We start from the raw sequence: 13,844 nt of genomic DNA, 5'->3' as shown, positions 1-13,844 counted from the left end.
CCGCGCACGGGCGTCAGCCCTGCGCGCCCGAGATCTCGGCGAGGTACGCGTTCGTCTTCTCCGGCTCGAAGAAGAAGTTGTCGAAGTCCGCCGGGTCGTTGAACCCGTTGGCGAACCGGTCGGCGGCCGGCTGGAGCTGGCCGGACGCGCCGATCAGGTTCAGCACGTGCTCCGGCGGCGGCGCGAGCATCGCGTTCGTCCACTTCACGACGTGCTGGGTGTTCTCCCAGTGCCGCTCGAACGTGGCCTCCATCCAGGCCTCGTCGAACGGCTGGTCGCCGTGCTCCAGGATCGAGTGCAGGTAGGAGTGCGCGCACTTGGACGCGGTGTTGGAGCCCTGGCCGGTGATCGGGTCGTTGGCGACGACCACGTCCCCCACACCGAGGACGAGGCCGCCTCCGGGCAGCCGGCCGACGGGCTTGCGCACGGTCGGGGCGTAACGGCCCGCCAGCGTGGCGTTGGCGTCGGTCAGCTCGACCTTGGTGGCGCGTGCGTACTCCCACGGGGTGAACCGCTCCATGAGCTCCAGCGTCTTGGCCAGGTGCTCCGAGGGGTCCTTGATGCCCTGGAAGGCGTCGAGGGGGCCGCCGGGGACGCCCTCCCAGAACAGGATGTCCGCGCGGCCCGACGTCGTCAGGGTCGGCATGATGAAGAGCTCGCCGACGCCCGGGACCAGGTTGCACCGCACCGCGTCGAACTCCGGGTGCTCCGGGCGCGGGCCCAGACCGTGCACGTAGGCGACGGCCAGTGCGCGCTGCGGGGCGTCGTACGGCGAACGGGAGGCGTCTCGGCCGAACATGGATACGAGCTCGCCCTTGCCGGCCGAGACCATCACCAGGTCGTAGGTGCGGGCGAAGTAGTCCAGGTCGGACACCGCGGCACCGTGGATGACGAGCTGGCCGCCGCGCTGGGCGAACGTCTCCATCCAGCCGGCCATCTTCACGCGCTGGTCGACGGACTGGGCGAATCCGTCCAGCTTGCCGACCCAGTCGATGACCCGCGAGGAGTCGGGCCCGGCGACCGAGACGCCGACACCCTTGATCTTCGGAGCCTGTGACTCCCAGAAGTTGAGCTGGAGATCGCGCTCGTGCTGGAGAGCCGTGTGGAACATGCACTGCGTCGACATGACCCGGCCCGACCGGATCTCGTCGGCGGTGCGGTTGGACATCAGGGTGACTTCGTACCCGTTGGACTGCAGTCCGAGGGCGAGCTGGAGACCGGACTGGCCGGCTCCGACTATGAGTATCTTCCGCATCGCGGTTCTCCGTTACGTGTACTGGGCGCGTCTGTCGTTACTCGGGGGCGACATCGAGTGCGTGGCCCACCAGGGCGAGCAGCGACTCGACGACGGTGATCCTCTTACGCGCATCCATGATCACAACAGGCACGTGCGGGGCTATGGTCAGGGCCTCCCTGACGTCCTCCTCCTCGTAACCGGTCGTTCCCTCGAAGTGGTTGACGGCCACGATGTAGGGGAGGCCGCAGCTCTCGAAGTAGTCGAGCGCGGCGAAGCAGTCGGCGAGGCGCCGTGTGTCGGCCAGGACGACGGCGCCGATCGCGCCGCGCACCAGGTCGTCCCACATGAACCAGAAGCGCTGCTGGCCGGGTGTCCCGAAGACGTACAGAACGAGGTCGTCGTCCAGGGTGAGACGGCCGAAGTCCATCGCGACGGTCGTGGTGACCTTGTCGGGCGTGGCCGAGAGGTCGTCGGTCTCCTCGCTGGCCTGCGTCATCAGCGCTTCGGTCTGCAGCGGGGTTATCTCGGAGACCGAGCCGACGAAGGTCGTCTTGCCCACGCCGAACCCGCCGGCGACCACGATCTTGGTCGCGATCGGCGCGCGGGTGTGGTCGAGCTGCCAGGTCTGCACCGGCTCGTCGGGCCGCTCCTGCGGCCCTCGCTGACGCGGAGTGAAGAGCGGCGCCTCAGAGACGGCGGAGTCCATTGAGCACCCTTTCGAGCAGCGCGCGGTCGGGCTGGCCGGTGCCGTGACCGGTTCCGTAGACGCGGATCTTTCCCTGGTCGGCCAAGTCGCTGAGCAGCACACGGACCACGCCGAGCGGCATCTTCAGCAGGGCGGAGATCTCCGCCACCGTACGCATACGGCGGCAGAGTTCGACGATGGCGTGGAGCTCGGGCATCACGCGCGAGGCGAGGTTGCCGTTGGTGAGCTCGCGGCGCTCCTCGGGGGCGTCCAGCGCCGCGACGAACGTCTCGACGAGCAGGACGTGGCCGAAGCGGGTGCGGCCTCCGGTGAGGGAGTACGGACGGACCCGTGCGGCCTTGCGGTCGGCGCCGCGGACCGGGAGTTTTCGTACGGGTTCAGCAGCTGACGTCACTGGGTGCTCTCCATCGATTTGCGCAGCTCACTGCGGAGTTCGGGGGTGAGTACGTGTCCGGCGCGGCCGACGAAGAGCGCCATGTGGTAGGCGATGACGCTCATGTCGCAGTCGGGGGTGGCGTGCACACCGAGCAGGGAACCGTCGCTGATGGACATGACGAAGACGCTGCCCTCGTCCATGGCGACCATCGTCTGCTTGACGCCACCGCCGTCCATCAGCTTGGCGGCGCCGATCGTGAGGGACCCGATGCCGGAGACGATGGTGGCGAGGTCGGCGCTGGAACCCCTGGGTCCCGTCTGCCGTGCTCCGGCCTCGGCCGTCGTGAGACCGGGGTCCGAGGAGAGCAGCATCAGTCCGTCGGACGAGACGACGGTGACCGAGTGGACCCCTGGCACCTCCTCCACGAGATTGCTCAGCAACCAGTGCAGGTTCCGGGCCTCGGCGCTCAGCCCGAATGTGCTGGGTGCAGTCAACTGCTTGCCTCCTCGACTGTGTCCCCCGTCTCATCGATTCGACCGTCGGTACGGTCGTGGTCGGTCTGTGGACCGGTGTCCGCGATCTCCGTCTCGACATCGCGGCGGCCGTCCTTCGCGCCCTGGTGGAACCCGCCGAGCCGGCGGCGCAGGGCCTCCTTGTCCAGGGTGCCCTTACGTTCGGTGGCCGGGGCCGTCGGCGGCGCCGCGATCTTCGGGGTGCGCTTGGGAAGCCCCTTGTCCGTGAGGCGTTCGGGCAGCGGCGCCGGGTCGGGCACCTCCTCGCCCAGTCCGGTCAGCGGCTGCCGGGGGCCGGGGAGGGCGTCGGCGGCGGGCTCGGCGGCCTGGGCTGCGGGCGCGGGGGCACGAGCGGGGCTCGTGTCGGCGGCGCGCTCGTGGCGGTCGGGGCCGATGGCGTACGGGCTCGGCGCGTCCTGCTGCGCGGGCAGCCGGACCTGCATCGTGGTCTCGGACTCGGACTCGGCCTCCTCGCCGGCGCCGGGTCCGGCCGCGGGACCGGCCTCCGGCACGGGCGCGAACGCGGGCTCCGCCACGGGCTCGGCCGCGGCGGGCGCGGTCGGCTCCGGTGCGGTCGGCTCCGGTGCCGTGGGCTGCGGTGCCGTGGGCTGCGGGGCCGCCATCTGCAGGGTCCGCTCGGCGGCCGCGATCAGCGGGTCGTCGGCGGGCTGGGGCGAACGGGGCGGCAGCGCGTTGGAGTTGGCCTCGGCGACCGATCCCGGGAGGTTCAGCGTGGGCGCGTCCCCGGGCAGCGGTACGGGCGGCGGGGAAGCCGCGGGCGGCGCCTTGGGCAGCAGCGCCTGCGGAAGGACGACGACCGCGGTCACCCCGCTCGCCTTCTGTTCGCGCAGCTGCACCCGCACGCCGTGGCGGGCCGCCAGCAGCGAGGTCACCTGAAGACCGAGCCCGGCCCCGTCCGCGGCCTGTTCGCCCGCTTCGAAGGACGCGGGATCGGCCAGCCTGGCATTGAGTTCGCTCATCCGGACCGCCGACATGCCGATGCCCTCGTCCTGCACGGAGAGCATCACCTCTCCGGTCTCCAGCAGCCAGCCGGAGAGCTCGACATGGGAGTCCGGCGGGGAGAACGAGGTCGCGTTCTCCAGGAGTTCGGCGACGAGGTGGCTCAGGTCGTCGGCGGCGAAGCCCGCGATCTGGGCGTGCGGCGGCAGGGACTGGATGGTGACCCGTTCGTACCGCTCGATCTCGCTGACCGCGGCGCGCAGCACGTCGACGAGCGGGATCGGGCCCGTGTGCCCCTGGTTGTGGTCGGTTCCCGCGAGGACCAGCATGTTCTCGCTGTGGCGCCGCATGACGGTGGCCATGTGGTCCAGCTTGAAGAGCGTCGCGAGGCGCTCCGGGTCCTGCTCGCGCTCCTCCATGCCCTCGATGACGCCGAGCTGGCGCTCGACGAGACCGAGCGTGCGCAGCGACAGGTTGACGAAGGTGTGGTGGACGGTGTTCCGCAGCCGTTCGAGCTGCCCGCCGAGCTCCGCGACCTTGACCTGGAGTTCGGCCCGCTGGAGCGTGAGGGCCTCGCGGCCGGCGATGAGTTCGCCCCGCTCCGTCTGCAGGCCCTCCAGCCGGCCGGTGACGTCGTGGTGCAGTCCGTACAGCTTGCCGTGGAGTGCGTTGATGGACCGTACGACCTGGGCGAACTCGTCGTTGCGCCCGGTGTAGCGGACCGGTTCGGCGGTCTCGGGCTCGGCGGCGATACGCCCGGCTCCGATCCGCAGGACGGCGAGCGGCTGTGTGAGGGTGCGGGCGACGGCGGTGGAGACTCCGATGGCGATCAGGAGGCAGCCGCCGAGCAGGGCGAGGCGGAGTTCCAGCGCCGTGACGTCGTCGTCGCGCAGCCCTTCCAGGCGCTTGACCTGCGCGGTGCCCAGGGCGGACTCGACTCCGCGCATGCGGTCGATCCGGGCGGAGAGCGCAGCCCCGACCTTCTCGGGGTCGGCTTCCCGGTCGGAGTCGGACAGCTCGGGCCGGTCGGTGAACCGGGTGAGGTACTTCTCCGCGCCGGTGACCTCGGGTCCGGTCACCGTGGAGGCGAGCCGGTCCCGGGCCGCCGGGCCGGCCGCCTGGTCGAAATCGGCGAGGGAGGCGAGCTCGCGCACCCGTGCCTGCTGGGCGGCGGCGCTCAGCTCGTCGCGGTTGCGGTCGTCCTCGCTGTCGCCCTCGGCCTGGGTCTGCACGGGCAGACCGGTGAAGGGGTCGACCTGCTGCTGCTGCGGCTTGGTGCCGGGCACGGCGAGCGCGGCCAGGAGCAGTCCCCTGGTGGCGGAGGCCTGCTCCACGGCGCCGCCGAGGGCGAGCGGGGCCCGGGTGGCGTCGGCGGCACGCGGCGGGGTCTTCTCGGCGAGCTCGTCGGCGAGGCCGTGGAGCTTGGCGATGACCTCGGAGTACGCCTGGTATGCCTCCATCGCCGAGCCCTTGCCGGTGAGGGCGGCCCTGCGGAGCGAGGGGACGGCGGCGAGGTCCCGGCGCAGCGACGCCGGGGCGGCCTCCCGGATCTCGTCCACCTGCTGGTCGACGCGGGCCCCGGTGCTCGTGGCGCCGGAGGCGCTGTCCTCGTCCTCACGGCCGCCCGCGATGTGGGCGGTGACCTCGTCGCGTTCGTCCGCCAGGGAGTGCGCGAGGGTGATCGCCTGCTGGTTCAGCTCGGCGAGTGTGACCAGCCGCTGGGACTCGTTGAGATCGGAGGATGCGCCGAGGGCCGCAGGGGCGCCCGCCGCGATGACGGTGATCCCTACGACGGCGACGCCGGCGACGAGCCGGCTGCGTACCCGCACGGTCCGCCTGGAGGCACCCGCTGCCGGAGGCATCGCCCCGGACTCCTCGCGCGCGTTGTCCTTGCTCCGAGGCCGCTTCTTCTGCACCGGTGCTCGCAATCTTGACTCGTCCGCCCTTGAAGCAGAGGTGACGCACGGTCACGTGAATGGGCGCCCCGCCCTGGTGTGCGCCGTACGGCATCCGACCATTCCAGCGCTTTTGGGAGGGGGCCGTGCATCAACCGCTCCGCCACTCGAACGAGTGAACATCACTCCGGAGTTGGCGAACAAGTCTCCCCACAGGCACCGCAGGCCATGCATGGGCCGCCGGGTGGAACTTCGGGCCAGGCTTTGGCAGTATGCCCGCCCGCATATGCGCGGAGCCGCTGGATTCCGTGAATGAGTGCCATCTGACCTGCTGGTACGGTCCAACCGCGGGGCTGCGGAGGGTCCGTGAAGACATCGTGCAGACTGACGGGATGCGCATCGAACTCGCCACCGAGCCCGGCAGCCCCGAACGCCCCAACGAGGACTGGGCATCGGCCGCCGTGCCCGCGGCAGGCCAGGGCGGCACCCTCGTTCTGCTCGACGGCGTGACGCCTCCCTCGGGCAGCGACGGCTGCGTGCACTCGGTTCCGTGGTTCACCGCGCGGCTCGGAGGGGCCCTGGCCGAACTGTCCGCTTCGCGGCGGGATCTGACGCTGTCCGAGGTCCTCTCGATGTCCATCCGGCGCACCGCCGACACGCACCGTTCCCTCTGTGACCTTTCTCACCCGCGCACACCTCAGGCAACGGTGGTCCTGGCACGTTGGGACGACGAGCGGGTCGAGCACCTGGTGCTCTCCGACTCGGCGCTGCTCGTGGAGGCGCCCGACGGCACGGTCCGGCCGCTGCTCGACGACAGGATCGACCGGCTGCCGCCTGGTTCGCTCGCCTCGGAGGAGATCGCGGACGCGCGCGTGCGGAACAAGGAGGGCGGTTTCTTCACGGCTGCCGCGGACCCCTCGGTGTCGTCACGCGCGGTGACGGGTGAGACCCCGCGGACCCAGGTCCGGGCACTGGCGGCACTGACCGACGGGGCGAGCCGCTGGACGGAGAAGTTCCGGGAGGGCGACTGGACGGCCACCCTGGGGGTGCTCCGCAAGGCGGGGCCGCAGGGGCTGATCGACCGGGTCAGGGAGCTGGAGCGGGCCGACACCGACCGGGTGCGTCTGCGCCGCGGCAAGACGCATGACGACGCGACAGCGGTTCTCGTGGAGCTGTGACGGCCGCTACCGGGCACTCCGCGGCCCGGCCGCTCAGTCCTCGGCGCGCTCGTTGAAGTGGTGCAGCAGCCGTGCCAGCTCCGCGACCTCGGCCCGGTCCCAGTCGGCGAGCTTGAGGGCGTAACGGCCCCGGCGCGCGTCACGGACGCTGCGGAAGCGCGCGAGGCCCTCCTCGGTGAGGTGGACGAGCGAGGCACGGCCGTCCGCCGGGTCGGTCTCCCGCGCGACCAGGCCGAGCCCCTCCAGGGCGCGCAGCTGACGGCTCACGGTCGCCTTGCCCAGGCCGAAGTAGGCGGCGAGATCGGTGGCACGCTGCCGCCCGGCGGACTCCAGGCGTACGAGAAGTCCGTAGGCCGCGGCTTCCAGATCCGGATGGACCTCGCGGGCCATCTCCCCCGAATTGGCCCGCGCCCGGCGCAGAAAGACAGCCAACTCCCGCTCCAGAGCGAGGAATTCATGGTCCACACCACTCCCGGCCATCGCACCGGGTTCACCGTCGCTTCCACTCCCGTGCACGTCAGCACCCCTCATACGCTTTCCCGCCGATGAAAGTTTCTTTCACCTCCGGCCATCGCCGCAGTTGGGCCAGTATTTCGCAGGCGTAGACCTCCGGCAGCGGCCAGGCCCCCTTCCGGAGGGCGGGTCTACGTGCGTAGCTTCATGGGTGCCATGCGTGGCATGTCCACACCATGGTGCACGCACCGCAGGAGCGTCCCGCACCCGCCCCTGGACCATGAGCTCCCCCACCGAGCCCTCGGAGGCACGCAATGCCCGTGCTCAGATCCGGATCCGCAGCTTCAGCCCGCCGCCCCCGCCTCTTCGCGGCGGGCACACTCCTCGCCGCCCTCGCCCTCCTGGTCACGCTGCCCGGCACGGCGTCCGCGGCCGACACCGCGACCGTCCCCGAACGGGGTACGGCCAGGATGGGCCAGGGCGTCATAGCCCACGACGGCCAGGGTGGCGGCGCCCCCACGGGGACGAACGCCGTCCAGACCGAAGGTGTGGACGTCAGCAGCCACCAGGGCAACGTCGCCTGGTCGACCCTGTGGAACAGCGGCGTGAAGTGGGCCTACGTCAAGGCCACCGAGGGGACGTACTACAAGAACACGTACTTCACGCAGCAGTACACCGGCTCCTACAACGTCGGCATGATCCGGGGCACTTACCACTTCGCCACTCCGGACACGACCAGCGGCGCGGCCCAGGCGAACTACTTCGTGGACAACGGCGGCGGCTGGTCCAAGGACGGCAGGACCCTGCCCGGCGTGCTGGACATCGAGTGGAATCCGTACGGCGCGCAGTGCTACGGCAAGACCCAGGCCGGCATGGTCGCCTGGATCCGCGACTTCGTGAACACCTACAAGGCGCGGACCGGACGGGACGCGGTGATCTACACCGCCACCAGCTGGTGGAAGGACTGCACGGGCAACAACGCGGGCTTCGGCGCCACCAACCCGCTCTGGGTGGCCCGCTACAACACCACGGTGGGCGAACTTCCGGCCGGGTGGAGCTACTACACGATGTGGCAGTACACGTCGTCGGGCCCGACGGTCGGCGACCACAACCACTTCAACGGCGCGCTCGACCGCGTGGTGGCGCTCGCGAACGGCTGACCCGGCACGGCGCAGGACCCGGGCCCCGGTGACGAAGCTCCAGGTCACCGGGGCTCAGTGCTGTCCCGCACCCCACTATCCACTATGCGTATACACACTATGTATAGTCCTGGCGTGCCGCACCACCGGCGTGCGGCCGAGCCATGGGGAAGTGACGCGCTGTGTCTGTTGTGCCCGGAAAGATGACTCCGTGGGGTACGGGGTTGGCTGCCGCTCTTGTGACGGTGCTCACGCTGACGCTCAGCGGCTGCTCGATGGAGACGACGGCTCCCGGGTCGGCGCGCGCCGACGCCGCCTCCGACGCCAAGGGCTCCTTCGGGCAGGCGGACTGCCGCAAGGCCAAGTGCATCGCCCTGACGTTCGACGCCGGGCCCGGGGAGGACACCCCGCGTCTCCTGGACATCCTCAAGGAGAAGAAGGTGCCGGCCACGTTCTTCCTGCTGGGCAAGAACCACGTGCTCGAACACCCCGACACCGTGCGGCGCATCGAGGCCGAGGGCCACGAGGTCGCCAACCACACCTGGTCGCACGAGATCCTGACCGACAAGAAGCCCGACGAGATACGCGCCGAACTGGAGAAGACCCAGGACGCGATAGCGGAGATCACGGGCAGGAAGCCGCGGCTGATGCGCCCGCCGCAGGGCCGCACCGACGACACGGTCTCCGAGATCAGCAAGGAGCTGGGGCTCTCCCAGATCCTCTGGAGCACGACGGCCAAGGACTACTCGACGACCGACTCCGCGCTGATCAGGAAGCGGACCCTCGACCAGGCGGGCAGGGACGGGATCATCCTGCTGCACGACATCTACAAGGGCACGGTGCCCGCGGTGCCGGGCATCATCGACGCACTGCACAAGGAGGGCTACACCTTTGTGACGGTCCCCCAGCTGATGGCCCCCGCGGAGCCCGTGCCCGGCACGGTCTATCGCCCCTGAACCTCCGGGCACGCGGAACGGCCCGCCTTCCGGGGGGAAGGCGGGCCGTCCGTACCGGCCGTCGGCGTGATGCCACGCCCGTCACAGCATGACGCCTACGCGGCAGCCGGGATCCTCTCCCGCACCCTGGCCGAGGCCGGGGCGAGCGCGATCTCCAGCACCTGGCGGACGTCGGTGACCGGGTGGACGTCCAGCTTCTCCAGCACCTCGGCCGGGACGTCGTCCAGGTCGGCCTCGTTGCGCTGGGGGATCACCACGGTGGTGATGCCCGCGCGGTGTGCCGCCAGCAGCTTCTGTTTGAGGCCGCCGATCGGCAGCACCCGGCCGGTCAGGGACACCTCACCGGTCATCGCCACATCCGTACGGACGAGCCGTCCGGAGAGCAGCGAGGCCAGCGCCGTCGTCAGGGTGATACCGGCGCTCGGGCCGTCCTTGGGGACCGCGCCCGCCGGGAAGTGGATGTGCACACCCCGGTCCTTGAGGTCGGCGACCGGCAGCTCCAGCTCCGCGCCGTGCGACCGCAGGAAGCTGAGGGCGATCTGCGCGGACTCCTTCATCACGTCGCCGAGCTGACCGGTCAGGGTCAGTCCGGACGCCCCGGTCTCCGGGTCGGCCAGCGACGCCTCGACGAACAGCACATCGCCGCCCGCTCCGGTCACTGCGAGCCCGGTGGCCACACCCGGCACCGCCGTGCGGCGCTCGGCGGGGTCCTGGGCGGACTCGGGTACGTGGTGCGGCCGGCCGATCAGACCTCGCAGGTCCTCCTCGGCCACCGTGAACGGGAGCTCCCGCTCGCCCAGTTCGTGCTGGGCCGCGACCTTGCGCAGCAGCCGCGCGACGGCCCGCTCCAGATTGCGCACCCCGGCCTCCCGGGTGTACTCGCCGGCCAGCTTGCGCAGCGCGGACTCGTCGAGCCCGACCTCGTCCTTCTCCAGGCCGGCCCGCTCCAGCTGGCGCGGGAGCAGGTGGTCCCGTGCGATGACGACCTTCTCGTCCTCGGTGTACCCGTCCAGCGTGACCAGCTCCATGCGGTCGAGCAGGGCCTCCGGAATGGCGTCGAGGACGTTGGCCGTGGCCAGGAACACGACGTCGCTGAGGTCGAGTTCGACCTCCAGGTAGTGGTCGCGGAAGGTGTGGTTCTGCGCCGGGTCGAGCACTTCGAGCAGGGCGGCCGCCGGGTCGCCCCGGAAGTCCGAACCGACCTTGTCGATCTCGTCGAGCAGGACGACCGGGTTCATCGAGCCGGCCTCCTTGATCGCCCGCACGATGCGGCCGGGAAGCGCGCCGACGTACGTACGCCGGTGGCCCCGGATCTCGGCCTCGTCGCGGACACCGCCGAGCGCGACCCGGACGAACTTGCGGCCCATGGCGTGCGCGACGCTCTCGCCGAGCGACGTCTTTCCGACGCCGGGCGGGCCGACCAGAGCCAGCACGGCACCGCCGCGCCGGCCGCCGACCACACCCAGTCCGCGTCCGGCACGCCGCTTGCGTACCGCGAGGTACTCGGTGATGCGTTCCTTCACGTCCTGGAGTCCTGCGTGCTCGGCGTCCAGGATCTCCTGGGCACCCTTGATGTCGTAGGCGTCCTCGGTCCGCTCGGTCCAGGGGAGTTCGAGGACGGTGTCCAGCCAGGTCCGGATCCAGGAGCCCTCGGGGCTCTGGTCGGAGGCGCGCTCCAGCTTCTCGACCTCCTTGAGCGCGGCCTCGCGGACGTGCTCGGGCAGGTCGGCGGTCTCGACACGGGCCCGGTAGTCGTCGGACTCGTCCTCCGGGTCGCCGTTGAGCTCGGAGAGCTCCTTGCGTACGGCGTCGAGCTGGCGCCGCAGCAGGAATTCGCGCTGCTGCTTGTCGACGCCCTCCTGGACGTCCTTCGCGATGGACTCCGCGACATCCTGCTCGGCGAGGTGCTCGCCGAGCCACTGGATGGCCAGCTTCAGACGGGCGACCGCGTCCACGGTCTCCAGCAGCTGGACCTTCTGAGCGGTGGTCAGGAAGGGCGAGTACCCGGAGTTGTCGGCGAGCGCGGAGATGTCCTCGATCTGCTGGACCCGGTCGACGACCTGCCAGGCGCCACGCTTCTTCAGCCAGCTGGTGGCGAGCGCCTTGTACTCCTTGGCGAGCTCGGCGGCGGAACCGGGCAAGGGGTCGGGCACGGATACCTCGATCCTGGCGCCCTCCACCCACAGCGCGCTCCCGGGGCCACTGGTCCCGGCTCCGATCCGCACACGGTCACGCGCCCTGATGAGGGCGCCCGGGTCACCGTCCGAGAGCCGGCCGACCTGCTCGACCGTGCCCAGGACGCCGGTCCCGGTGTAATTCCCGTCGATGCGCGGCACGAGCAGCACCTCGGGCTTGCCGCCTCCGGGCCGCGCGACCGCCTGCGCGGCCTCCACCGCGGCGCGCACCTCCGCGTCCGACAGGTCGAGCGGCACCACCATTCCGGGCAGCACGACCTCGTCGTCGAGAGGCAGCACGGGCAGGTCGATCGGCGTGAACGCCTTCGACGCATTCGACTCAGCAGTCATGATCTCCCCTTCGGCAGGCAAGTTGAGCTATGTGGGCTCAATGCTTGTGAGCCTGCGAATGTTCCCGGGGCACTGTTCGCTCTCAGCGATCACCGTCACCCCTCGTCCCTCACCTGCGAGGATCCGGGCATGCACGGAGAGGACAAGGGGCTCGCGACGGACGGGACGATCCGTCGCGAGGGGTCCGTCGACCTCGTGGCCGCACCGTTCGCCCCGGTGGTCGAGGCGGTCCGCGTACGCGTCCCCGACGCCTTCGGCCCCTCCCGGCTGCACAGCGCCTACCTCTACGGCAGCATCCCGAGGGGCACGGCCATTCCCGGGGTGTCCGACCTGGATCTCCAGGTGGTCCTGCACGACGAGCCCACCGACGCGGACCGGGCGGCGGCCGAGGAGACCGCCGCCGCCCTGGACGCCGACTTCGCCGTGATCGAGGGGGGCGGCCTGCTCCTCTCGCCCGTCCGCTCCGTGCTCAGCGAAGCGGAGCGCCATGACGTCGGCTTCTTCGTCGCCTGCCTCTGCACTCCGCTGCTGGGCGAGGATCTGGCCTCGTTCCTGCCGCGCTACCGGCCGACCTCGCTGCTCGCCCGTGAGACCAACGGCGACCTGGCGCTCGTGCTCCCCCGGTGGCGCGCCCGGGCCGCCGAAGCCGCCACCGACGAGGCGCGCCTCAGGCTGAGCCGGCGCGTCGCCCGGCATCTCGTCCGGTCCGCGTTCACGCTGGTCATGCCGGTCTGGGGCGGCTGGACGAGCGACCTGCGGCGGTCCGCCGGGCTGTTCGCGCGCTTCCGCCCGGACGCCCCGGAACGCGCCGCGCAGGTCCACGCGGCCGCCGTCACGGCACGCACCCCCTCGCCCGATCCGGCCGTACTGGCGATGCTCATCGAGGATCTGGGCCCCTGGCTGGCCACCGAGTACACCGCGGCCCACGGGACGAAAGCACCGGGGCCACGGGGGTGAGGCCGGGCGAATCCGCTGGTCCAGGGGGCCCGCGACGAGGAAAGATGGACGCCCGGAGAACCAACCGCCGCCGACCGGAGACCGGAGACCGCACCATGCACGCCCCAGACACCCACCGCCCCGTCGTCCTCGACCGGCGCGAAGGGCCGTTCGGCGAGGTCGTCCTGCGCGAGCACGGCGACAACTTCGAGATCATCGCCAACGGATGCTTCCTGATGGACACCTCCGACGGGCGTTCCGAGCGGCTGCTGATCGACGCGGCGCTCGCCGCACTGCCCGCCGCCCGGCCGGGCCCCTCGGTGCTGATCGGCGGACTCGGGGTCGGCTTCTCGCTGGTGCGGGCCTCCGCCGAGCCGCGCTGGGGCCGGATCGCGGTCGTCGAGCGGGAGCAGGCCATCGTGGACTGGCACCTCGACGGACCGCTCGGCCTGATCTCCGGGGCGGCGCTCTCCGATCCGCGCACCGAGATCCTCCGCACGGACCTCTTGGCCCATCTCCGTACGACCACGGAGCGTTACGACGCACTGTGCCTGGACATCGACAACGGCCCCGACTGGACCGTCACCCAGGACAACGGAAACCTCTATTCACCCGCCGGTCTCGCGGCCTGCCGCGCACGTCTGACGCCCGGTGGAGTCCTCGCCGTCTGGTCCGCGCAGCCCTCCGCCGAGTTCGGCGAAGCGCTGCGGAATGCCGGATTCCGCGCGGTAAGGACCGAAGAAGTAGCCGTTGCCCGAGGTGTGCCGGACGTGGTCCATCTCGCACTCAGGGACGGCTGAACCCCCACCCGGTATTCACAACCCCGCCGCCCCATGGATAGGGCGGCACAAGTCGGCCGGTCTGCCTCCTTCCCGTGGGTAACACCTTCACGACGGACAACACCCTGCGTAGCCGAGAGGCGCCCTGTGCCTTTACGCTGCTGACCGGCACAAGGGATCACCGACGAAATC

At 70.9% G+C, this 13,844-nt stretch carries 12 protein-coding genes; 5 read left to right on the top strand and 7 right to left on the bottom strand.

Annotation, left to right across the window (positions count from 1 at the left end):
• Positions 1-13: 13 nt before the first annotated feature.
• Genes ACIBCU_RS10815 through ACIBCU_RS10795 form a run of 5 tightly spaced genes read right to left on the bottom strand, consistent with a single transcriptional unit; the run spans position 14 to position 5,707 of the window.
• Entirely contained in the window at positions 14-1,255 is a 1,242-nt protein-coding gene (locus ACIBCU_RS10815; RefSeq protein ID WP_399230656.1) for a styrene monooxygenase/indole monooxygenase family protein, read from the bottom strand.
• Between the two features lie 37 nt (positions 1,256-1,292).
• Positions 1,293-1,943 (bottom strand): ATP/GTP-binding protein, encoded by a 651-nt coding sequence (locus ACIBCU_RS10810; RefSeq protein ID WP_356711684.1) that lies wholly within the window; start codon positions 1,941-1,943, stop codon positions 1,293-1,295.
• Entirely contained in the window at positions 1,924-2,337 is a 414-nt protein-coding gene (locus tag ACIBCU_RS10805) for a DUF742 domain-containing protein (protein ID WP_103513691.1), read from the bottom strand. The genes ACIBCU_RS10810 and ACIBCU_RS10805 overlap by 20 nt, the downstream gene beginning before the upstream one ends.
• The gene (locus ACIBCU_RS10800) at positions 2,334-2,813 is read right to left on the bottom strand and encodes a roadblock/LC7 domain-containing protein (protein WP_362935087.1); all 480 of its coding nucleotides are present in this window, start codon (positions 2,811-2,813) and stop codon (positions 2,334-2,336) included. Before ACIBCU_RS10800 ends, ACIBCU_RS10805 begins: the two co-directional genes overlap by 4 nt.
• The gene (locus ACIBCU_RS10795) at positions 2,810-5,707 is read right to left on the bottom strand and encodes a nitrate- and nitrite sensing domain-containing protein (protein ID WP_399230653.1); all 2,898 of its coding nucleotides are present in this window, start codon (positions 5,705-5,707) and stop codon (positions 2,810-2,812) included. The genes ACIBCU_RS10800 and ACIBCU_RS10795 overlap by 4 nt, the downstream gene beginning before the upstream one ends.
• 371 nt (positions 5,708-6,078) lie before the next feature.
• On the opposite strand from ACIBCU_RS10795, the gene ACIBCU_RS10790 reads away from it, so the two are divergent.
• Positions 6,079-6,864, top strand: coding sequence for a protein phosphatase 2C domain-containing protein (locus tag ACIBCU_RS10790; RefSeq protein WP_362935093.1), 786 nt, complete (start codon positions 6,079-6,081; stop codon positions 6,862-6,864).
• Between the two features lie 33 nt (positions 6,865-6,897).
• On the opposite strand, the gene ACIBCU_RS10785 is transcribed toward ACIBCU_RS10790, so the two are convergent.
• Positions 6,898-7,344: a MarR family winged helix-turn-helix transcriptional regulator gene (locus tag ACIBCU_RS10785; RefSeq protein ID WP_399230899.1), complete on the bottom strand. Its 447-nt coding sequence runs from the start codon at positions 7,342-7,344 to the stop codon at positions 6,898-6,900.
• 287 nt (positions 7,345-7,631) lie between these two features.
• On the opposite strand from ACIBCU_RS10785, the gene ACIBCU_RS10780 reads away from it, so the two are divergent.
• Both ACIBCU_RS10780 and ACIBCU_RS10775 read left to right on the top strand, forming a co-directional pair.
• Positions 7,632-8,477, top strand: coding sequence for a lysozyme (locus tag ACIBCU_RS10780; protein WP_399230649.1), 846 nt, complete (start codon positions 7,632-7,634; stop codon positions 8,475-8,477).
• A gap of 182 nt (positions 8,478-8,659) precedes the next feature.
• Positions 8,660-9,412, top strand: a complete 753-nt coding sequence (locus tag ACIBCU_RS10775) for a polysaccharide deacetylase family protein (protein ID WP_362935255.1) — start codon at positions 8,660-8,662, stop codon at positions 9,410-9,412.
• 95 nt (positions 9,413-9,507) lie between these two features.
• On the opposite strand, the gene lon is transcribed toward ACIBCU_RS10775, so the two are convergent.
• Positions 9,508-11,937: an endopeptidase La gene (gene lon / locus ACIBCU_RS10770; protein ID WP_399230647.1), complete on the bottom strand. Its 2,430-nt coding sequence runs from the start codon at positions 11,935-11,937 to the stop codon at positions 9,508-9,510.
• Between the two features lie 129 nt (positions 11,938-12,066).
• On the opposite strand from lon, the gene ACIBCU_RS10765 reads away from it, so the two are divergent.
• Both ACIBCU_RS10765 and ACIBCU_RS10760 read left to right on the top strand, forming a co-directional pair.
• Entirely contained in the window at positions 12,067-12,894 is an 828-nt protein-coding gene (locus ACIBCU_RS10765) for a nucleotidyltransferase domain-containing protein (RefSeq protein ID WP_399230646.1), read from the top strand.
• Positions 12,895-12,989: 95 nt separating this feature from the next.
• Positions 12,990-13,673, top strand: a complete 684-nt coding sequence (locus ACIBCU_RS10760; protein WP_399230644.1) for a spermidine synthase — start codon at positions 12,990-12,992, stop codon at positions 13,671-13,673.
• Positions 13,674-13,844 lie beyond the last annotated feature (171 nt).

The organism is Streptomyces sp. NPDC051064 (genome assembly GCF_044455985.1).
GTDB lineage: Bacteria > Actinomycetota > Actinomycetes > Streptomycetales > Streptomycetaceae > Streptomyces.
The sequence above is the reverse complement of the archived record's forward strand: the minus strand, read 5'-3'. Positions and strand labels throughout refer to the sequence as shown.

Excerpts from the sequence above, each read along its gene's own strand:
- ACIBCU_RS10780 (WP_399230649.1), top strand. The coding sequence starts at position 7,632 with ATGCCCGTGCTCAGATCCGGATCCGCAGCTTCAGCCCGCCGCCCCCGC.
- ACIBCU_RS10790 (WP_362935093.1), top strand. The coding sequence starts at position 6,079 with ATGCGCATCGAACTCGCCACCGAGCCCGGCAGCCCCGAACGCCCCAAC.
- ACIBCU_RS10810 (WP_356711684.1), bottom strand. The coding sequence starts at position 1,943 with ATGGACTCCGCCGTCTCTGAGGCGCCGCTCTTCACTCCGCGTCAGCGA.
- ACIBCU_RS10765 (WP_399230646.1), top strand. The coding sequence starts at position 12,067 with ATGCACGGAGAGGACAAGGGGCTCGCGACGGACGGGACGATCCGTCGC.
- lon (WP_399230647.1), bottom strand. The coding sequence starts at position 11,937 with ATGACTGCTGAGTCGAATGCGTCGAAGGCGTTCACGCCGATCGACCTG.
- ACIBCU_RS10775 (WP_362935255.1), top strand. The coding sequence starts at position 8,660 with ATGACTCCGTGGGGTACGGGGTTGGCTGCCGCTCTTGTGACGGTGCTC.
- ACIBCU_RS10785 (WP_399230899.1), bottom strand. The coding sequence starts at position 7,344 with ATGGCCGGGAGTGGTGTGGACCATGAATTCCTCGCTCTGGAGCGGGAG.
- ACIBCU_RS10815 (WP_399230656.1), bottom strand. The coding sequence starts at position 1,255 with ATGCGGAAGATACTCATAGTCGGAGCCGGCCAGTCCGGTCTCCAGCTC.
- ACIBCU_RS10760 (WP_399230644.1), top strand. The coding sequence starts at position 12,990 with ATGCACGCCCCAGACACCCACCGCCCCGTCGTCCTCGACCGGCGCGAA.